Here is a 19,261-nt window from a genome sequence, read left to right as displayed (position 1 = left end):
GCTAGCGTTAGCGGTCTCTACCACCCGTTCTGTATTGGCTGCCAGGGTTGGCATTACCACGGTTTTGCTGTCCGCGCGCTACTTGCCCGCGGTTGCTATTGCCGCGATTGCCACGTTGGTTGCTGTTAGTTGGTTGAGGTGAAAAAAGCGCACTTTGTGGCATGGCCTGATGTCTAGCCGCCTCAGACATTGGTTTTTGTGAGCGAGGCTGTGCTGGTTGCGAGCGCTTGGCTTGTTGGCTTGGTGCCGCAGCATTGTTCTTTGCTGGCGTGGCTTGTTTGCTATTTTCCTGAGGTTTGCGGCGTTGCCCTTGCTGCGGACGCGGTGCGCGTGGCGCTTCAGGCTCCGGATTAGCGGCAGGTGTAAATCCTTCAACACTGACTCTTGGGATTTCGCGCTTAATCAGCTTTTCAATATCTTTTAATAGTTTGATTTCTTCTCTATCAACCAGAGAAACCGCAGCGCCGCTGCTGCCGGCACGGCCAGTACGGCCAATACGGTGTACATAGTCTTCCGGTACATTGGGTAATTCAAAGTTTACTACTTGCGGTAATTGGTCAATATCCAAACCGCGTGCTGCAATATCGGTTGCTACCAATACACGCATGCTGCCATCTTTAAATTGTGCCAATGCCTTGGTACGTGCACCTTGGCTCTTGTTGCCGTGAATCGCCGCTGCCTGAATATCGTCTTTGATCAGCTTTTCCGCCAAGCGGTTAGCACCATGCTTGGTACGTGTGAACACTAATACTTGCTTCCAATCATGGTGTTTAATCAGGTGGGTAACCAAATCACGTTTATGCGCTTGCGGCACCATATGTACCGTTTGTTCAACTAACTCTGAGGCGGTATTGCGGCGCGCTACTTCAACAAAGCCTGGGTTATGCAGCAGGCCATCTGCCAATGCTTTAATTTCTTCAGAGAAGGTGGCTGAGAACAGCAAGTTTTGGCGCTGCTTAGGTAGTATTGCCAGAATTTTCTTAATATCACGGATGAAGCCCATATCTAGCATGCGGTCAGCTTCGTCTAGTACTAAAATCTCAATGCCGGATAAATCAACATTTTTTTGATTGGCATGGTCTAGCAGACGGCCTGGTGTTGCCACCAAAATATCCAGTGGTTTTTTTAATCGGGCAATTTGCGGATTTGCATTCACGCCGCCAAAAATCACGGTGGAGGTCAGCGGCAGATGTTTACCGTAAGTTTTTACTGACTCTTCAATCTGCGCTGCAAGTTCACGTGTGGGTGAGAGCATCAAGCAGCGTGGGCGGCTGGCAGCAGCTTCAGCACGTGGCTTTTTGCTAAGTAAGTGCAGAATCGGCAGGGTGAAACCTGCAGTTTTACCGGTACCGGTTTGTGCGCCAGCTAATAAGTCACCGCCGGATAATACCAGTGGAATAGCATTGGCTTGAATCGGAGTAGGGGCGCTGTAACCAGCGTCATTAATTGCACGTAGGATAGGTTCGGATAAACCTAAAGAGTCAAAGGTGGTTGTGTTGCTTGTTTCAATAGTCAAAGTGTAGCCTCAGCTGGGAAATTTAAGCCGACCTATTACTTTGTGAAGCAACACCAATCGAGGTAGGCATAGGTAAAAATCAATTACGTGATTGTATGAATCAGGAAAGATTTAATGTTTTAAGACCGCTACGCTGATTGGTTTGCGCAGGGAATAACCTGAATTATACGGAGTATTCGGATTAAAGTCAGATTTTGTTTAAAAGTCAGATTTTTTTGGTGTTGATATGCTGTGTTTTTAAGGAGTGACAAAGTTAATGCTGATGTTTAAGCCCATGCTCTCTATCTAGTAGGCTGTAGTAATTGGAGGGCTCCAGCACAGTGGGAATGGCTTCCTCCTCTAAATTGGGGTGGTCTTTGCTACAGTGCAGGCCACGACTCTCTTTGCGTTCAATCGCACTTAATACAATCAGTTCTGCCACTTGCAGCAAGTTACGCAACTCAATCAGGTCGTTGCTAATTTTAAAGTTGCTATAGAACTCATGCACTTCATCACGCAACATATGTATGCGATGCAGCGCACGGCTAAGACGTTTGTCTGTACGAACAATACCAACGTAGTTCCACATAAAGCGACGTAACTCATCCCAGGTGTGGGTGATTAATACCTCTTCATCTGCGTCTGTTACACGGCTTTCATCCCAATATGGCAGGTTGGTCACTGTGTGTTGGGCCTGGCTTAAAATGTCCTCAGCCGCTGCTTTGCCAAATACTAAACACTCTAATAATGAGTTGCTGGCTAAGCGGTTTGCCCCATGCAGGCCGGTGCAAGAGGTTTCGCCAATTGCGTAGAGGTGGTTCACGTCGGTTTGGCCCTTATCATCTGTCATTACGCCGCCGCAGGTATAGTGTGCAGCTGGTACAACAGGGATGGGTGCTTTGCTGATATCAATGCCCAGCTCTAAACAACGCTTATAGATATTCGGGAAATGCTCTTGTATAAAGCTGAGCGGTTTGTGCGAAATGTCTAGATACACGCAGTCAAGCCCGCGTTTTTTCATTTCAAAGTCTATGGCGCGCGCTACGATATCCCTTGGCGCCAGTTCTGCACGCTGGTCATACTCTGGCATAAATCTGGTGCCATCCGGCAGCTTAAGTAAGCCACCTTCACCTCTCACCACTTCTGAGATTAAGAAGGATTTAGCGTGAGGGTGGAATAAGCAGGTTGGGTGGAATTGAATGAACTCCATATTGGCTACGCGGCAGCCAGCGCGCCACGCCATGGCGATACCGTCGCCAGTACTTACATCAGGGTTGGTCGTGTAAAGGTACACTTTGCCGGCGCCGCCAGTGGCCAAAATAGTATTGTGTGCGCCTATGGTGATGACTTTGCCGGTGCTGTTGTCCAACACATAAGCGCCTAAGCATGCGTTGTTTTCAGTGATTTTTGGGTCTAGATTTTTCACCTTGTGCGTAGTGATTAAATCCACCGCAATGTGGTTTTCAAGTAGGGTGATATTAGGGTGTTGTCTTACCTGGTCGGCCAGCGTAGTTTGTACCGCGTGGCCAGTGGCGTCTGCCGCATGGATAATGCGACGGTGGCTATGGCCGCCCTCGCGCGTTAAATGGTACTTGCTGTTATTACTGTCACGGGTGAACTTCACCCCTTGTTCGATCAGCCATTCTACGGTTTCTTTACCGTGCTCCACTACCTTCCTCGTGACTGCCTCATCGCAAAGGCCGGCGCCCGCAATCAGCGTGTCTTGAATATGAGCGTCTATAGAATCCTCGTTATTTTGTACGGCTGCAATACCACCTTGTGCCCAATTACTGGCTGTGTCGTTAATGCTGCGTTTGCTGACTAAGCAGATTTTTTTATGATCGGCAGTTCTGAGTGCAAGCGAGAGTCCTGCGAGGCCGCTGCCAATAATTAAAACATCAAATTGCTGCATAATTTACAAGGATTTGTGTGGGGGAGGATTGAATTGTTCGGAACTTCTAAGAGTGTATCGCGGTCTTTATAAAAGGCAATAGAAATAACGTAGTAAACATAAAAAAGTAATCGTTTAGTTGTCATTAGATGAAAAGTAATTAGATTAAAAATCTTATGCTGTGGAGGCAAAGTAATGATACAACCCAGTAAAATTCAGGAATTAGTCCAATTTAACTTCGTTCAACCTGCAGGCCAGGGTTATACTTACAGAAGTGAAAGATTTGATAATAAAATTGAACAGACCAAAGTGGGTGCGACAGAGGGGTTGCAAGTAGTGGCTAATGCACCAGTTTCTGGTAATCGTGAGATTGATCATGAGCTCGTAGTGCGCGCGCAACGCGGGGATAAGCGTGCGTTTGGCCTGCTTGTTGATAAATATCAGCGCAAGTTGGCGCGTCTGTTATCACGCATGATTCGCGATCAGGCTGAGATTGAGGATGTGGTGCAAGAGTCCTTTATCAAAGCGTATCGTGCATTACCAAATTTCCGAGGCGATAGTGCTTTTTATACTTGGCTCTATCGTATTGGTATTAATACGGCAAAAAACTACTTGGTTTCTATGGGACGCCGTCCTACGGTGTCTACTGATATTGAAATCGAAGATGCCGAGAATTTTGACAGTGGTGATGAGTTGCGTACCACAGAAACCCCTGAATCCAGCATGATGACCAAGCAGATCGCGCAAACGGTTAACGATACCGTGGAAGGCCTGCCTGAAGAGTTGAAGACGGCTATTACCTTGCGTGAAATTGAGGGTTTAAGTTACGAAGAAATCGCAACCATTATGAGTTGCCCAATTGGCACAGTGCGTTCAAGAATCTTCAGAGCGCGTGAGACGATTGCGCTGAAATTAAGACCTTTGTTGGATACACCAGAAAATAAGCGTTGGTAAGTAAACGTTTGTCGTTAAGTTTTGCCGCTATTTAGATTTTAACGATTTGATTAAAGCACGAAATTATCGATGCGTTGTTAGTAGTGTATTAGGAGTAAGTGATGAGTGAACAAATTTCTGCTTTAATGGATGACGAAATTGCAGTAGAAGATGCTGAGCATCTGATTGCGTCCATACACACTAGTAGACAAGCCTCGCAAACTTGGCATCAGTACCACTTGATTGGCGACGCGATGCGTGGCGATGTGGCGTTAGGCGCGAGCTTTAAACAAAAGCTCATGCAAAGAATAGAACAAGAACCCACAGTGCTGGCCCCTAGTGCATCAAAGGTTACAGCCCATAAAAAAACTACAGCAGTATTAAAAGATAAATTACCCGCTAGCTGGTCTATTGCGGCATCCTTTGCTGCTGTAATGGTGGTGGGTTGGCTGGCATTGCAGCAGCAAACTGAGCCTAACCCCGCCGCAGCACTAGAAGTCGCGCAAGTCACAACTACCAGCGAATCCATTCCCAATGAGTATTTGATGGCGCATCAATCACTAGCCCCCTCAACGAGTTCATACTATATTCAATCAGTGAATTATTCAGAATGATTTCAAGCAGTCGCGTTTTTTCGGCTAAGCCACTCGCCGGGCTTACGCTATTTGTTTTATGTGTAACGAGTTTTGCTAGCTATGCCACTAGCGATGATGAATTATGGGTGATGTTGCAAAAAGCAGCCGTTGCCGCGCGTGCTTTAAGTTATGAAGGTGTCTTTGTTTACCAAACAGGTCAGCAGGCGAAAGCGGTACAAATTACCCATTTTTTTGATGGCAGAAACGAATTTTCTCGCAATGTGGTGTTAGATGGTGCATCGCGTGAAGTATTGAGCCAAGGTAGTAATCTGGTGATTTATAACGCTAAAAACGAAAAAATAGTGATTGAGAAAAAGCGCGGCCAAAATATGTTCCCAGCCATGTTGCCGCTAAACTTTGATACGATTAAAGATAATTACAACGTACATTTAAGCACCCATGAACGGGTGGCAGACCGTCAGGCGCAAATTCTGTTTCTGGAGCCTAAAGACAGGTTGCGTTATAGCTATAAATTCTGGATAGATGACGAGTATGGTTTGTTATTAAAGTCCGTCAGATTTAATCAGCGCAGTGAGATTATTGAGAGTATTGGCTTTAACCGCGTGTCCTTATTAAATTCGGTTGGTCTTGATTGGTTCACCCCACGCATTGATAGCAAAAAGAGCTATGTAATGGCAGATGAGCCGGTGATTTTGCCTGATGGCAAATTGTCGGTGACATGGGAGATTAAAGAGCTGCCAGCCGGTTATCGCAAGGTAGATCAAATAGTACGTATGGTGCCAGGTAAACCTTATCCCGTCATGCATATGATTTTTTCAGATGGCTTGGCCACGGTGTCATTATTTATTGAGCCTACGAATAAAGGCGAAAAAACCAAAGTGGCGTTAGCCTCTAGCGGCTATACCAGTTTTTATGCCGGTGTGAATCACGGCTATCTGGTGACTGCGGTGGGTGAGGTGCCTGAGGCAACCGTGGTGCAGATTGCCAACGCGGTAGTCATTGGGAAATAGTAGTTATTACTAAATCACTCTCTGGTCAGTTTCACTCATCCTTATGATAGAAGAACACGCAGTCGTCATTCGTTGCCAGCAAGGTGCAGTTGAGCTGGAAATCGAGCGCAGAACCGCATGCAGCATTTGTGGGCAGCGACGTGGTTGCGGTAATGCAACTTGGGGCAAAATGCTTGGTCATAAAAGCCAAACATTCTTAGCGGAAAATGGCATCAATGCACAGGTTGGCGACAGTGTCGTGGTTGGCATTGATGAGCGCATGGCATTACGCTCGGTTTTTTTGCTGTATGTGCTGCCTCTATTAAGCCTGATTTTCTTTTCAGTGTTAGCCGAGGCTTTATTTAACAATCAGCTGTACGTAGTGCTAGCTGCCGTCTTTGGTTTGTGCATAGGATTTTTCTGGGTTAAATGGTACTTGATGGGGCGCGGGCGTTCTGCGGGTGTTAATTCATATCAGGCTGTGGTGTTGCGCTATGCTGATGATGTGGTCAGTGATGCATCAGGCATTAATTAGCTTGGTATTTGAAACATTTAAATTTTTTAAACATATTTCAAACATAATTAAGTGGGGTGAGTAGATGATGAGAAGTTGGCTTGCTGCAGTGATATTTGTTTTGTGTTCTGCAGTGAATGTGCATGCTAAAGATTTGCCGGATTTTACCGAGCTGGCAGAAAAGCAAGGACCTGCGGTTGTAAATATCAGCATTACGCAAAATATGCGTGCTAGTCCTACGCAGTTGCCGGGCATGTTGGGCGATGAGCAGTTACAGGAGTTTTTTAAGCGCTTTGGTATTCCTAATTTTCCAGGCCAAAATGGCGGCGGGGCCCAGCCAGAGTATAAATCACAGTCTCTCGGTTCTGGTTTTGTGATCAGCAGTGATGGCTATATCTTGACCAATGCGCACGTAGTGTCTGATGCGGATGAGGTGATTGTTAAGTTATTCGATAAACGTGAATTTAAAGCCAAGATTATCGGCGCAGACAAGCGTACCGATGTTGCGCTGGTAAAGATTGAGGCAACAGGTTTGCCAAAAGTGGTAATTGGCGATCCCAATAAATTGAAAGTGGGTGAATGGGTAGCGGCGATTGGCTCTCCGTTTGGCCTAGAAAATACCATGACTGCCGGTATTGTGAGTGCCAAGGGCAGAGCGTTGCCGCAGGAAAACTTTGTTCCATTTATTCAGACCGATGTTGCGATTAATCCGGGTAACTCTGGTGGGCCATTGTTTAATCTGGCTGGTGAAGTAGTGGGTATTAACTCGCAAATTTACAGCCGTAGCGGTGGTTCTATGGGGTTGTCGTTCAGTATTCCTATTGACGTGGCGCTTGAGGTGACTAACCAATTAAAAGCTTCTGGTAAGGTAACTAGAGGGTGGTTAGGGGTGGTGATTCAAGAGTTGAGCAAGGAGTTGGCGGAATCATTTGGCATGAAGAATACCAATGGTGCTTTGGTTGCCGGGGTAGAAAAAGGCGGCCCTGCGGACAAAGGTGGTGTAGAGGCTGGTGATGTCATCATTAAATTTGACGGTAAGCCGATTAACAGCTCTACAGATTTGCCGCGTGCGGTCGGTGCGGCTAGACCAGGCAAAGCCGTGCCAGTGGAAGTGCTGCGTAAAGGTAGTGATAAAACCTTGAGTGTGGCAATTGGTGAAATGCCATCAGACCCGTCTGAGTCGGCGCAAGCGAATAAGCCTGCAGTCAAACAGGATGCGGACCGTGTTGGTTTAATCTTAAAAGAGCTTACACCGCAGCAAAAGAAAAAGCTGAATGGTAAAAATGGTCTTTTGGTGATGGATGCGTTAGGTGCTGTAGCGCAGGCAGGTATTAGGCGCGGTGATGTGATATTAGGTTTAAATAATACCGAAGTGCAAAGCCTTGAGCAATTTAACAAGCAGTTGGCTGGGTTTGCTGCAGGTAAAACCGTTGCATTGCTCGTGTTGCGTGGTGAGAGCACCCTGTATGTGCCGGTTAAAATACCAAGTGCCAAGTAAATGCTGTTTCACCGCATAATAAAGGCTAAGCATTAATCTGTAGATGTTAATACTTTGAATTTGCTGTAAAATCCGAGCTGTTCGGTTAACAATAAGGGCGCCTAGTGCGCCCTTATTGTCTAGTATGCCTTTATATCCGGTATGCCCAAATATTAAGTACGCTTTGTATTGTTATCTGAACAGCCCGTTAGCCGTCAATTAGTCATTATTAAAAAATTAAACATGAAAAACATTCGTAACTTTTCCATTATTGCTCACATCGATCACGGTAAATCCACCTTGGCGGATCGAATTATTCACCTATGCGGTGGTTTGGCAGATCGTGAGATGGAAGCGCAAGTGCTTGATTCTATGGATATTGAGCGTGAGCGTGGTATTACGATTAAAGCGCAAACAGCGGCTTTGGAATATAAGGCGGATGACGGACAGATTTACCATTTGAATTTAATTGATACCCCAGGCCACGTAGACTTTAGCTACGAGGTTTCGCGTTCACTCTCTGCTTGCGAAGGCGCCTTGCTGGTCGTTGACGCTAGCCAGGGCGTGGAGGCACAAAGTGTGGCCAACTGTTACACCGCGCTGGATTTAGGCGTGGAAGTAACGGCTGTGTTGAATAAAATTGATTTGCCATCAGCCGACCCTGACCGAGTGATTCAGGAGATTGAAGATGTGATTGGCGTGGATGCGTCAGATGCCGTGCGTTGTTCTGCTAAAACTGGTGTGGGTGTGCGTGACGTACTGGAAGCGGTGATTGCTAAAGTACCGCCACCAGTAGGTGATGCTACTAAGCCACTTAAAGCCTTGGTGATTGATGCATGGTTTGATAACTATGTAGGCGTAGTGATGTTGGTGCGCGTAGTGGACGGCACACTAAAACCTAAAGACAAGATTCGCCTGATGGCAACCGGTTCTGAGCACCTGTGCGAGCAAGTAGGCGTATTTACACCAAAATCGTTACAAAAAACTGCATTGTCAGCGGGCCAAGTGGGCTTTGTGATTGCAGGCATTAAAGAGTTGGCTGCTGCTAAAGTGGGCGACACAGTGACCTTGGCTGCTAAGCCTGCAGCCGAGCCATTGGCAGGCTTTAAAGAAGTGAAGCCGCAAGTGTTTGCTGGTTTATACCCGGTTGAATCCAACCAGTTTGAGGCACTGCGTACAGCGCTAGAAAAATTGCGTTTGAATGATGCGTCCTTGCTGTTTGAGGCAGAAAACTCAACTGCATTAGGCTTTGGTTTTAGATGCGGCTTCTTGGGTCTGCTGCACATGGAAATTGTGCAAGAGCGTTTAGAGCGCGAATACGATATGGATTTGATTACCACCGCGCCAACGGTAGTTTACGAGCTACTGCTTAAAAATGGTGAGGTGGTACAGATTGAGAATCCATCACGCTTACCGGAGCCATCACGCATTGAAGAGATTCGTGAGCCGATGATTGTGGTGAACTTGCTGATGCCTCAAGATTATGTAGGCCCAGTCATGACTTTATGTAACGGTAAACGTGGCATTCAGCGCAATATGCAGTATATGGGCCGTCAGGTGATGTTAAGCTATGAAATGCCATTGAATGAGGTGGTGTTAGACTTCTTTGACCGTCTGAAATCTGTATCTCGTGGTTATGCAAGTATGGATTACGAGTTTTTAGAGTTCCGTGCGGCTGATTTGGTTAAACTGGATATTATGGTGAACGGTGAACGTGTGGATGCGTTAAGTCTGATTGTGCATCGCAGCAACAGCGTTTATCGTGGCCGTGAGGTGGCAGCAAAAATGCGTGAATTAATCCCGCGTCAGATGTTTGATGTGGCAATTCAGGCTTCTATTGGTGCCAACATCATTGCGCGTGAAACAGTAAAAGCCATGCGTAAAAACGTGATTGCCAAATGTTATGGCGGTGATATTACCCGTAAGCGTAAGTTGCTTGAGAAGCAAAAAGAGGGTAAAAAGCGCATGAAGCAAGTGGGTAGCGTTGAGATTCCGCAAGAAGCATTCTTAGCGATTTTAAGAGTAGAAGATAAATAAAAATAAGGTAAAACGCCATGATGTTCGCGCTTTTTATGATAGTCGTATTGCTGGTTACTGGGCTAATTTGGCTATTTGATATTCTTGTATTAAGTAAAAAACGTCCTGCGGGCGCGGATGAGCCAGTGCTGGTTGAGTACGCTAAGAGCTTTTTCCCCGTTATTTTGGTGGTGTTTTTGGTGCGTTCATTTATTGTTGAGCCGTTCAAGATTCCATCAGGCTCTATGATGCCAACCTTATTGGCTGGTGACTTTATTTTGGTGAATAAATTTACTTACGGTCTGCGCGTTCCCATTTTAAATAACACCTTCCTACCGGTGAATAGGCCGGCACGTGGTGATGTCATCGTGTTTCATTATCCGCCTAACCCTTCTATAGATTACATCAAGCGCGTAGTAGGCTTGCCTGGCGATAAAATAGGCTATCAGGATAAGCGCCTCACTATTAATGGACAGCCGGTTGCTGTCGAGAGCGCCGGTTATTATGAGTACGTGATGTCTGGGCTTAATGTGGTGCAGGCAAAACAGTATCATGAGCAGCTAGGCAGTAAAAATCATGATATTTTGGTACATAACGTGATTGGCAACTACGATGCGGACACCATAGGCGCTAAATTTGCAGAAGGTGAAGAAGTCACTGTACCGGATGGACAATATCTGGCGATGGGGGATAATCGAGATAATAGTTCCGATAGCCGAGTATGGGGTTTCGTACCGGAGCAGAATCTAGTCGGCAAGGCATTTTTTATTTGGATGAATTTTGATCAGGGTTCTAGAATCGGCAATAAAATAGACTAATGATTTGGCTGTACTAAACTGACTAAATATGGAGATTAATGATGGTGAATAAGTTAATGCATATGCAACGCGTTAAAAAACAGCAGGGCGCCACTTTATTAGGCATGTTAATCGTTGGTGCTTTTGTCGTATTTGCCGCTTTGGTTGTCATGAAAGTTGCTCCGGCTTATATTGAGTTTATGTCAGTGAAAAAAGTGCTGAAAGCCATGCAGTCTGAATCGCTAGGTACGATGACCAACAAAGAAATTAAAGATTCGTTTGAAAAACGCGCTTCGATTGCCTATGTTGATACCGTTAAAGGCTCAGATCTGGTGATAGAGAAAGCGCCTGATGGTGGTGCAGTCGTGTCGGTTTCATATGAGGTTGTTAAGCCGATTATGGGTAATGTAAGTGTGCTGATAGACTTTTCAGCGCGTAGTGATGGCAAGTAGTGTATTTGAAAAAATTGAATAAGCAGTTAACTTCTGGCGGTATTGATGTCTAAACAAGAGTTATTAAGGCGCTTGTCGCATCAGTTTGTGAATGAAAGCTTGTTAACACAGGCACTCACTCATCGTAGTTATGCAGGCCAGAATAACGAACGGCTTGAGTTTTTGGGGGATGGTGCCCTTAATTTCATCATTGCGCACCAGTTATATCAGCGTTTCCCCAAGCTAGCAGAGGGTGATTTAAGCCGTCTGCGTGCGCAATTGGTAAAAGAGGCGACCTTATCCGAAATTGCCTTATCTCTGAATCTTGGTGATGCGTTATTGCTAGGTGAAGGTGAGTTAAAGAGTGCCGGTTGGCGCAGGCCGTCTATTTTGGCTGATGCCCTGGAAGCCATTATCGGTGCAGTTTATCTGGATAGCGGTTTTGAAGCGGCGCAAACTTTCGTGTTGGGTCTATACGCCGGCAAGCTGGAAACCATAGACCCTAAAGTCATAGATAAAGATCCTAAATCTTTGCTGCAGGAGTTGTTGCAGAGTAGAAAGATCGCAGTCCCTGAATATACGGTTATACACACTAGTGGTGAAGCACACGAGCAAAAATTCGTGGTGGAGTGTCTAGTGGAAAAACATCAAATTCGCACAGTAGGCGAGGGCAGAAGCCGCCGCATAGCTGAACAGCAGGCAGCAGAGCTCGCTTTGCTTGCGTTAAATAAACTCCATATTGGAAAAGTTAAAAAATGACAGATATTGATCACGAACTTGAAGTCAAAGCGGTTGCTGCTTTAAGTGATGGGCCTTTTAAATGCGGTACGGTCGCGATTGTTGGGCGCCCGAATGTGGGTAAGTCTACGCTGCTTAACCATATTTTAGGCATGAAGTTGGCGATTACCTCGCGTAAGGCACAGACTACGCGCCACCGTCTATTGGGTATTCATACGACAGATGATACGCAGTATTTATTTGTTGATACACCAGGTTTTCAGCAAAAGCACCTCAATGCGTTGAATAAAGGCCTAAATAAAACAGTCACCCAAGTGCTGACGGAAGTAGATGTGGTGCTGTTTGTGATTGAGCCAATGAAGTTAGGTGATGCTGACCGTAAGGTATTGCAACTATTGTCTGATAAAACACCGACGATTTTGGTGGTGAATAAGCTGGACTTAATGGGCGATAAAGGCAATATTCTGCCACTGATTCAAGACTTTGATTTGGAATTTCCATTTTCAGAAATCGTACCGGTCAGCGCGAAAAAGAGCTTGAATCTAGATGAGTTATTAAAATCTATCCGCACTTATTTACCTGAGCAAGAAGCGATTTACTCGGAAGATGAATTGACCGATAAAAATGAGCGTTTCCTAGCGGCAGAATTAGTGCGTGAGAAAATATTTAGACTGCTAGGTGATGAAATTCCTTACTCAGTAGCGGTAGAGGTTGAGAAATTTGAAGTAGTGGGTAAATTACGCCGAATTTTTTGCGCCATCATCGTGGATAAAGATAGCCAAAAACCTATGCTGATTGGTAAAAATGGTGAGAAGCTAAAGCAAATTTCTACCGAAGCCAGACAAGACATGGAAAAACTGTTTGGAGGCAAGGTTTATTTGGAAACTTGGGTGAAAGTTAAAGGCGGTTGGGCAGATGATGCACGCGCCCTAAAATCGTTAGGTTATTAATCGCAAGGTTGTGTTATTTCTGTCTAATTAACTCATAGCTTATTAAGCTGGGATTGATTGGGCAAATTGTCGGTTTTTTTGATGGTAATGGTGGCACGTTGATGCAATTGGTTCTAGATGACGTTAATCTCGATACCATGAACATGGCTGCTGGTATCAAGGTGATTGAATAGTATTTATGGCGTCAGCGAGTTCTCATCGTCAAGACAATCAGTCCGTTTACGTACTGCATACCTATCCATTTAAAGAAACCAGCTTGGTGGTTGAGCTGTTTTCACGTGAGTTCGGGCGCGTTGCCACCACCGCAAAAGGCGCAAGGCGTCCACGCTCCGCCATGCGCGGCATGCTACAGGCGTTTCAGCCTATGTTGGCAACATGGTCAGGTAAGCTGGAGCTTAAAACTTTACACGGCTTAGAGTGGAACGGTTGTTTACTGCTGTTGCAGGGCGAAGCACTGATGTGCGGCTTTTACCTTAACGAGCTTTTGCTAAGACTGCTGCCGCGTGAAGACCCGCACGAAGCCTTGTTTGCCTATTATGCTGAGACCTTAAAAGCCTTGGCGAGTGAACAGCATCTGGCGACAACGTTGCGTCGTTTTGAGCTGAAGTTTCTGCAAGAACTAGGCTACGCAATACCGCTACAGTTGGACGTCAATAACACGCCGATAGTGATGCAGCAGGCTTATCGTTATGAGGCCGAGCACGGTGCCTACCCAATACGCTGTGCCTCTGCACGTTATGAGACACGCTATGAAAATGGTGTGCAGCTGTCCGGCAAGACCTTAATCGATATGCTGCATGACGATTATAGCGATGAACAAACCCAGCAGCAGAGCAAGCAGTTGATGCGTTATTTGCTAGCCCATTATTTAGGCGATAAGCCATTACATACTCGGCAGTTACTGATTGAATTGCAAGGGTATTAACGAACTTCTTGAGACAGCGCAATGTGAGTTGTGTCTGTGCTGCCATAATATTTTGATTTATAAGGTGATAGACGCATGATTAAATTGGGTGTCAATATCGACCACGTTGCAACAATTCGTCAGGCACGTGGCACTAAATATCCTAGCGTAGTGCAGGCGGCTTTGCGTGCTGAGCAGTCTGGTGCGGATAGCATTACTTTGCATTTGCGTGAGGATCGCCGACATATGCAAGATGCAGACATTTTTGCTTTGCGCCCGCTACTGCAAACCAAAATGAACCTTGAGTGTGCCGTGACAGATGAGATGCTGGATATCGCAATTAAGGTTATGCCACAGGATGTATGCTTGGTGCCAGAGCGCCGCGAAGAGCGCACCACCGAAGGTGGGCTGGATGTGATTGGCAACTTTGATAAAGTACAGCACGCCGTTAAAAAACTGAGTGATGCTGGTATTCGTGTCTCGTTATTTATTGCGCCAGATTTGGCACAAATAGATGCGGCAGTTAAAGTAGGTGCGCCGGTGATTGAACTGCATACTGGCACTTTTGCTGATGCAGAAACGGAACGCGCGCAAACTAGCGAACTGGATCGTATCGAACGTGCGCTGCATCATGCAAAAGACGCGCGTTTAGTGGTCAACGCTGGGCATGGCCTGCACTACCATAATGTGCATCACATTGCACGTATGTACGGCTTTGAAGAACTAAATATCGGCCATGCCATTGTGGCCCATGCCTTGTTTGTGGGTTGGGATAATGCCGTGCGCGAGATGAAAGCACTGATTAAAGAATTTGCGAAATAGTTTATTAACCTATGCAAGGTCAATGCCCCCGGTGTGCCAACAATACCTATGTCACTAGGCGCATTACGCTGTCTTGGGAAGGGGTGCTAGTCGCATTGTTTTTTAGTGCGATAGTTTTTTGTGCTCTGTATTTTGCATTTCCTATAATTGCACACAGCGGTAGTGGAAGATTCCCTGGATATTTAATTTTTGGCGCCATCGGTTTAGTAGGGTCGTTATTTACTTATTTTGTGAAAAAAGACACGTATCTGGTAGAGAGTTGTACGCGCTGCGATTTTAAACAATCTCAAAAAATAGTAGAAACGGATTTATGATTTTTGGCATAGGTACTGATGTTGTAGAAGTCACGCGTATTAAAGACTCAATTGCAGAGTTTGGCGATGCTTTCGCACGCAGAATACTGGCGGAGAGCGAGTTGGCTAGTTATGAGCAATCGCAGATTAAAGCGCGTTTTTTAGCTAAGCGGTTTGCCGCTAAAGAGGCGTTTTCTAAAGCCTTAGGTACTGGCTTGCGTGCCCCTGCCACTTTGCAAAATATATCAGTAAGCCATGATGCTTTAGGTAAGCCTATATTGGTGCTGGCGCCAGTATTGCAGGCGTTATTAGATGAAAAAAATATTAGCCATATGCATATCAGTATTAGTGATGAAAAAAACCTGGCCGCAGCTTTTGTAGTGCTGGAAATATAATGTCTGAAGTCACTGTACTCGATACTATGCAGCAACCGGATATGGCGCGGCGCTTTGGTGGCGTGGCTAGGTTATACGGTGCCGATGGCTTGTTGAAATTGCAGTCTGCACATATGTGCGTGATCGGCATAGGTGGGGTCGGTAGTTGGGCAGCCGAGGCTTTGGCGCGTAATGCGGTAGGCAATATTACTTTAATTGATTTGGATAATGTTGCAGAGTCTAACGTCAACCGTCAGTTGCATGCCTTAGACGACACTTTCGGCAAAGCCAAGGTGACCGCTATGCGTGAGCGTATTCTTGCCATTAACCCTTTGGCCAACGTACATGAGGTGGAAGACTTTGTGACGGTAGAGAATGTAGCCGTCATGCTGAAGCAGACCTATGACTTCGTGATTGATTGCGTTGATGATGCTAAGGCAAAAGTGGCAATTGCCGCTTTTTGCCGTGCGCACAAACTGCCCTTGGTAACGGTAGGTGCTGCCGGCGGTAGGTTGGACCCTACTCGCATACAGGCAACTGACTTAGCGTATGTATCCGGCGATAGATTGTTGGCCAAAGTACGCAATCAATTACGCCGTGACCATCAATTCCCCAAAGCTAGCAACACCAAAAAGTCCGATAAATTTGGCATACAGGCGGTTTATTCAGACGAGCCGGTGATTAAGCCAGATGCCACTTGCGAGGTTGATACTAATGCTGGCGTAACAGGCTTGAATTGTGCTGGTTATGGTTCTAGCGTCTGTGTCACTGCGCCATTCGGCTTTACCGCCTCCGCGTTAGCGTTAAAATCTTTCTTGCAAAAATAATCGTGTGGGCATGGTAGGTTAGCCATCATCGCTTAGACCTGGCTAGATGGGGCGACGTCAGTGGTTGGTAATACATTTTCAGTATCAACTTGTAATTCCAGCATCAAATTAGCAGTGATTTTCCATCCCGTATATCTAATTGAAAGACGATGGTTGGCATGACTAAGCGACGAAAGCTCATAGTTGGTAATTGGAAATTACACGGTAGCATTGCCGGTAATCAGCAGCTATTGCAGCAATTGCGATTAAATCTGCAGGCGCTGGATGCGGTAGATTTTGCACTGTGTTTACCCTATGTTTATTTGTTCCAAGGGCAGCAACTATTGGCTGGCAGCAACATTCTGTGGGGTTCGCAGAATGTGAGCCAGTATGATGAAGGTGCTTATACTTCATGTATCTCTGCTGCAATGATAGCGGAGTTTGGCTGCAGCTACGTGATTGTGGGGCACTCTGAGCGGCGTCTGTTGCGCTTAGATAGCTATGACATCATTGCGACTAAGCTCCTGCGTGCATTAGCTAGTGGCTTAACGCCAATTTACTGTGTGGGCGAAACGCAGCAAGAGCGTGATGCCGGTATGGCTGAAGAAGTGATTCAGCAGCAACTGCTGAATATGCTAAATGCACTGGATGACGATGCATTGGAACGTGCTAAATCTCTTAATATTGTGGTGGCTTATGAGCCGGTGTGGGCAATTGGCAGCGGGCAGCATGCAAGCCCACAGCAAGCGCAGTTGATGCATGTGCTGATTCGACAGCTTATCGCTACGCGCGACCATGCGCTTGCACAGCAGGTGCGCATTCTCTATGGCGGCAGTCTAACTGCCGATAATGCACATGATATGCTGTCCATGCATGATATAGACGGCGGTTTGCTGGGGCGCTCATCGCTGGATGCGCAAGCCTTTACGAAAGTAGCTTTGATTGCAAATGCCTTGGCACATGGGGAGTGAACCTCTACTATAGGCGGTAGTCCTTACCAAAGTGTATAAGGTTTTTGTTTGTTTCCTACATAAAATAGCCATATCTGTTTGCTAAGCTTTTACATATTTCACAGAGATGACGGTTTTTATGAATTTTCATGACACTGTCATAATTGTCACTTATGCTGAATGAAATAACTAATTAGAAAATATCATGCGTTCAGTCAATTCACCGCTTAAATTACTTAATCGAGACATCAGCATATTGGCGTTTAATGCGCGCGTATTGAGTCTTGCCCAAAATGCGGAATATCCTTTGCTTGAACGCCTGCGTTTTCTTTGCATCGTGTCTTCTAACCTTGATGAGTTTTTTGAAGTACGCGCCGCGCCGCATGTGGATGCTATGCGTGACAATGAAAAGAAGACCGACGTCAACGTACAAAGCTATTTGGAAATATCCAAAGCTGCACATACCTTAGTAGAAAAGCAGTACGAGATTTTTAATACGGATTTAATGCCTGCACTGGCGAGCGCTGGCGTCTATTTGGTCTCGAACGCAGAGCGTACATTGGAGCAAAAGCGTTGGGTGGCGCGTTATTTTGAGTCTAGTGTGCGTCCGCTCTTGGTGCCAGTTGCGCTCGACCCCTCACACCCTTTTCCGCAAGTAGCTAATAAGTCATTAAACTTTATTGTGTCACTGGGTGGCACCGATGCATTTGGTCGCAATAACAATATTGCTATCGTGAAAGTGCCGAGAGCACTGCCACGCTTGATTAAGCTGCCTAAACACTTGAGTGGCAAGCAACAAAAGTTTGTGTCGTTATCCAGTGTTATCCGTGCGCATCTGGCTAGCTTATTTACTGGCCGTGAAGTGCTATGTTTTTCACAGTTCAGGGTAACTCGTCACTCTGATTTGGCGGTGGATGAAGAAGACGTAAAAAACCTGCGCACAGCATTAAGAAAAGGCTTAGTACAGCGCCATTTTGGTGAGGCGGTGCGCTTGGAAGTATCGCACGGTTGCGATGAAAAACTAGCTAAGCTTTTGCTGCAGCAATTTGATTTGCCTAAACAGTCGCTATACCGCGTGAATGGTTTGGTGAATCTCGCACGTTTGATGCAGTTGGCCGATTTGGCGGAGGGCGATCAACTCAAATTTAAGCCATATGAGCCGCAAATTAGCCAGCAGTTGGTGCCAAATCAGTCGTTTTTCTCACAGCTCAAGCAGCAGGATATACTTATCCATCAGCCTTATGAGAGTTTTGAATCGGTGATTGATTTTCTGCGTGAAGCAGTGCATGACCCTGATGTGCTTTCTATCCAGCAAACTATATACCGTACTGGTTCAGACCCGCGTATGCTGAAGCTGCTGCAAGAAGCAGTGCGCCGCGGTAAAGAGGTGATGGCTGTGGTGGAACTTAAAGCTAGGTTTGATGAAGAGGCCAACATCAACTGGGCTGAGGATTTGGAATCCGTGGGTGCGCAAGTGGTTTATGGCATAGTGGGGCTCAAAACCCATGCCAAAATGTTATTGGTAATGCGCCGTGAGGCTTCCGGCCTTCAGTATTATGGGCATGTTTCTACTGGAAACTATAACCCAAGAACAGCGCGCCTTTATACCGATGTGAGTATGCTGACTGCTGACGCGCAGATTACCCGCGATATGGAGCATCTGTTTAGGCATATTGCCAGTCAGGTTAAATTGCCTCGTATGCAGAAACTGCTGGTCGCGCCGTTTAATTTGCATAAACAGATGCTGGCTAAGATTAGAGCTGCAGAGTTGTGTGCAAAAGCTGGTAAACCTGCTTCTATTATTCTGAAAATGAATGCGTTAACGGATGAAGCATTGGTGAAGGCGTTGGTGCGGGCAGGACGTGCCGGAGTGGAAGTGGATTTGATTCTGCGTGGCGCTTGCATCTTGCCGATTGATGCGCCGGGCTTGAATGGCCGAATTCGTGTACGTTCGGTGATTGGTCGCTTGCTTGAACATTCGCGCGTGTTTTATTTTAAAATCGCAGAAGTTGAACATATGTGGCTCTCCAGCGCCGATTGGATGAACCGCAATATGATGCGCCGTGTTGAAATTGCATGGCCGATTACCGATGCTAAAAATCGTGCGCGAATTTTGCAGGAATGCTGCCAAATGTACTTAGAAGATAACCATGATGCATGGATATTAAATGCCGATGGCACCTATCAGCCTATCGCAGCGCAAGCACATAAAGCTAAGCCTGGTGAGCCGCTGCGTATTTATAGTGCGCAACTGCAATTACTGCATAAATATACGGATTAACTGA

At 46.1% G+C, this 19,261-nt stretch carries 18 protein-coding genes; 16 read left to right on the top strand and 2 right to left on the bottom strand.

The window, feature by feature from the left end:
* Positions 1-7: 7 nt before the first annotated feature.
* Complete coding sequence (locus MMOL_RS08330; protein WP_015832582.1) at positions 8-1,516, bottom strand: DEAD/DEAH box helicase; 1,509 nt, start codon at positions 1,514-1,516, stop codon at positions 8-10.
* Positions 1,517-1,769: 253 nt separating this feature from the next.
* On the bottom strand, positions 1,770-3,407 hold the full coding sequence (gene nadB, locus MMOL_RS08325) for an L-aspartate oxidase (RefSeq protein ID WP_015832581.1): 1,638 nt from the start codon (positions 3,405-3,407) through the stop codon (positions 1,770-1,772).
* Positions 3,408-3,722: 315 nt separating this feature from the next.
* On the opposite strand from nadB, the gene rpoE reads away from it, so the two are divergent.
* The 16 genes from rpoE to ppk1 all read left to right on the top strand — a co-directional run bounded on the left by rpoE (position 3,723) and on the right by ppk1 (position 19,257).
* On the top strand, positions 3,723-4,340 hold the full coding sequence (gene rpoE / locus MMOL_RS08320) for an RNA polymerase sigma factor RpoE (protein ID WP_148207898.1): 618 nt from the start codon (positions 3,723-3,725) through the stop codon (positions 4,338-4,340).
* A gap of 101 nt (positions 4,341-4,441) precedes the next feature.
* The gene (locus MMOL_RS08315) at positions 4,442-4,933 is read left to right on the top strand and encodes a sigma-E factor negative regulatory protein (protein ID WP_015832579.1); all 492 of its coding nucleotides are present in this window, start codon (positions 4,442-4,444) and stop codon (positions 4,931-4,933) included.
* Positions 4,930-5,925, top strand: coding sequence for a MucB/RseB C-terminal domain-containing protein (locus MMOL_RS08310; RefSeq protein WP_015832578.1), 996 nt, complete (start codon positions 4,930-4,932; stop codon positions 5,923-5,925). Before MMOL_RS08315 ends, MMOL_RS08310 begins: the two co-directional genes overlap by 4 nt.
* Positions 5,926-5,968: 43 nt before the next feature.
* Positions 5,969-6,439 carry a SoxR reducing system RseC family protein gene (locus tag MMOL_RS08305; protein ID WP_015832577.1) on the top strand — a complete coding sequence of 157 codons (471 nt, stop codon included), beginning with the start codon at positions 5,969-5,971 and terminating at the stop codon, positions 6,437-6,439.
* A gap of 64 nt (positions 6,440-6,503) precedes the next feature.
* A complete protein-coding gene (locus MMOL_RS08300; protein WP_041928565.1) occupies positions 6,504-7,916 on the top strand; it encodes a DegQ family serine endoprotease in 1,413 nt (470 codons plus the stop codon).
* Positions 7,917-8,138: 222 nt separating this feature from the next.
* Positions 8,139-9,932, top strand: a complete 1,794-nt coding sequence (gene lepA / locus MMOL_RS08295) for a translation elongation factor 4 (RefSeq protein WP_015832575.1) — start codon at positions 8,139-8,141, stop codon at positions 9,930-9,932.
* Positions 9,933-9,949: 17 nt separating this feature from the next.
* On the top strand, positions 9,950-10,729 hold the full coding sequence (lepB, locus tag MMOL_RS08290; protein ID WP_015832574.1) for a signal peptidase I: 780 nt from the start codon (positions 9,950-9,952) through the stop codon (positions 10,727-10,729).
* 41 nt (positions 10,730-10,770) lie between these two features.
* On the top strand, positions 10,771-11,160 hold the full coding sequence (locus MMOL_RS08285) for a DUF4845 domain-containing protein (RefSeq protein ID WP_015832573.1): 390 nt from the start codon (positions 10,771-10,773) through the stop codon (positions 11,158-11,160).
* Positions 11,161-11,205: 45 nt separating this feature from the next.
* Positions 11,206-11,898: a ribonuclease III gene (gene rnc / locus MMOL_RS08280; RefSeq protein WP_015832572.1), complete on the top strand. Its 693-nt coding sequence runs from the start codon at positions 11,206-11,208 to the stop codon at positions 11,896-11,898.
* Positions 11,895-12,827 (top strand): GTPase Era, encoded by a 933-nt coding sequence (gene era / locus MMOL_RS08275; RefSeq protein ID WP_015832571.1) that lies wholly within the window; start codon positions 11,895-11,897, stop codon positions 12,825-12,827. Before rnc ends, era begins: the two co-directional genes overlap by 4 nt.
* A gap of 178 nt (positions 12,828-13,005) precedes the next feature.
* Entirely contained in the window at positions 13,006-13,752 is a 747-nt protein-coding gene (gene recO / locus MMOL_RS08270) for a DNA repair protein RecO (protein WP_015832570.1), read from the top strand.
* A 75-nt stretch (positions 13,753-13,827) separates the two neighbouring features.
* Positions 13,828-14,553: a pyridoxine 5'-phosphate synthase gene (pdxJ, locus tag MMOL_RS08265; protein ID WP_015832569.1), complete on the top strand. Its 726-nt coding sequence runs from the start codon at positions 13,828-13,830 to the stop codon at positions 14,551-14,553.
* 310 nt (positions 14,554-14,863) lie between these two features.
* Positions 14,864-15,241: a holo-ACP synthase gene (gene acpS / locus MMOL_RS08260; RefSeq protein ID WP_015832567.1), complete on the top strand. Its 378-nt coding sequence runs from the start codon at positions 14,864-14,866 to the stop codon at positions 15,239-15,241.
* Positions 15,241-16,047 (top strand): tRNA threonylcarbamoyladenosine dehydratase, encoded by an 807-nt coding sequence (locus MMOL_RS08255; protein WP_015832566.1) that lies wholly within the window; start codon positions 15,241-15,243, stop codon positions 16,045-16,047. Before acpS ends, MMOL_RS08255 begins: the two co-directional genes overlap by 1 nt.
* A 158-nt stretch (positions 16,048-16,205) precedes the next feature.
* Entirely contained in the window at positions 16,206-16,997 is a 792-nt protein-coding gene (gene tpiA, locus MMOL_RS08250; protein WP_041928779.1) for a triose-phosphate isomerase, read from the top strand.
* A gap of 184 nt (positions 16,998-17,181) precedes the next feature.
* A complete protein-coding gene (ppk1, locus tag MMOL_RS08245) occupies positions 17,182-19,257 on the top strand; it encodes a polyphosphate kinase 1 (protein WP_015832564.1) in 2,076 nt (691 codons plus the stop codon).
* Positions 19,258-19,261: the final 4 nt, after the last annotated feature.

Origin of the sequence: Methylotenera mobilis JLW8, from assembly GCF_000023705.1 — a bacterium.
Classification (GTDB): domain Bacteria; phylum Pseudomonadota; class Gammaproteobacteria; order Burkholderiales; family Methylophilaceae; genus Methylotenera; species Methylotenera mobilis.
This window is presented reverse-complemented; position numbering and strand designations above follow the sequence as displayed.

Coding starts and splice junctions, on each gene's coding strand:
- MMOL_RS08310 (WP_015832578.1), top strand. CDS start 4,930: ATGATTTCAAGCAGTCGCGTTTTTTCGGCTAAGCCACTCGCCGGGCTT.
- lepB (WP_015832574.1), top strand. CDS start 9,950: ATGATGTTCGCGCTTTTTATGATAGTCGTATTGCTGGTTACTGGGCTA.
- acpS (WP_015832567.1), top strand. CDS start 14,864: ATGATTTTTGGCATAGGTACTGATGTTGTAGAAGTCACGCGTATTAAA.
- MMOL_RS08300 (WP_041928565.1), top strand. CDS start 6,504: ATGATGAGAAGTTGGCTTGCTGCAGTGATATTTGTTTTGTGTTCTGCA.
- MMOL_RS08315 (WP_015832579.1), top strand. CDS start 4,442: ATGAGTGAACAAATTTCTGCTTTAATGGATGACGAAATTGCAGTAGAA.
- pdxJ (WP_015832569.1), top strand. CDS start 13,828: ATGATTAAATTGGGTGTCAATATCGACCACGTTGCAACAATTCGTCAG.
- MMOL_RS08305 (WP_015832577.1), top strand. CDS start 5,969: ATGATAGAAGAACACGCAGTCGTCATTCGTTGCCAGCAAGGTGCAGTT.
- tpiA (WP_041928779.1), top strand. CDS start 16,206: ATGACTAAGCGACGAAAGCTCATAGTTGGTAATTGGAAATTACACGGT.
- ppk1 (WP_015832564.1), top strand. CDS start 17,182: ATGCGTTCAGTCAATTCACCGCTTAAATTACTTAATCGAGACATCAGC.
- era (WP_015832571.1), top strand. CDS start 11,895: ATGACAGATATTGATCACGAACTTGAAGTCAAAGCGGTTGCTGCTTTA.
- MMOL_RS08285 (WP_015832573.1), top strand. CDS start 10,771: ATGGTGAATAAGTTAATGCATATGCAACGCGTTAAAAAACAGCAGGGC.
- nadB (WP_015832581.1), bottom strand. CDS start 3,407: ATGCAGCAATTTGATGTTTTAATTATTGGCAGCGGCCTCGCAGGACTC.
- recO (WP_015832570.1), top strand. CDS start 13,006: ATGGCGTCAGCGAGTTCTCATCGTCAAGACAATCAGTCCGTTTACGTA.
- lepA (WP_015832575.1), top strand. CDS start 8,139: ATGAAAAACATTCGTAACTTTTCCATTATTGCTCACATCGATCACGGT.
- MMOL_RS08255 (WP_015832566.1), top strand. CDS start 15,241: ATGTCTGAAGTCACTGTACTCGATACTATGCAGCAACCGGATATGGCG.
- rnc (WP_015832572.1), top strand. CDS start 11,206: ATGTCTAAACAAGAGTTATTAAGGCGCTTGTCGCATCAGTTTGTGAAT.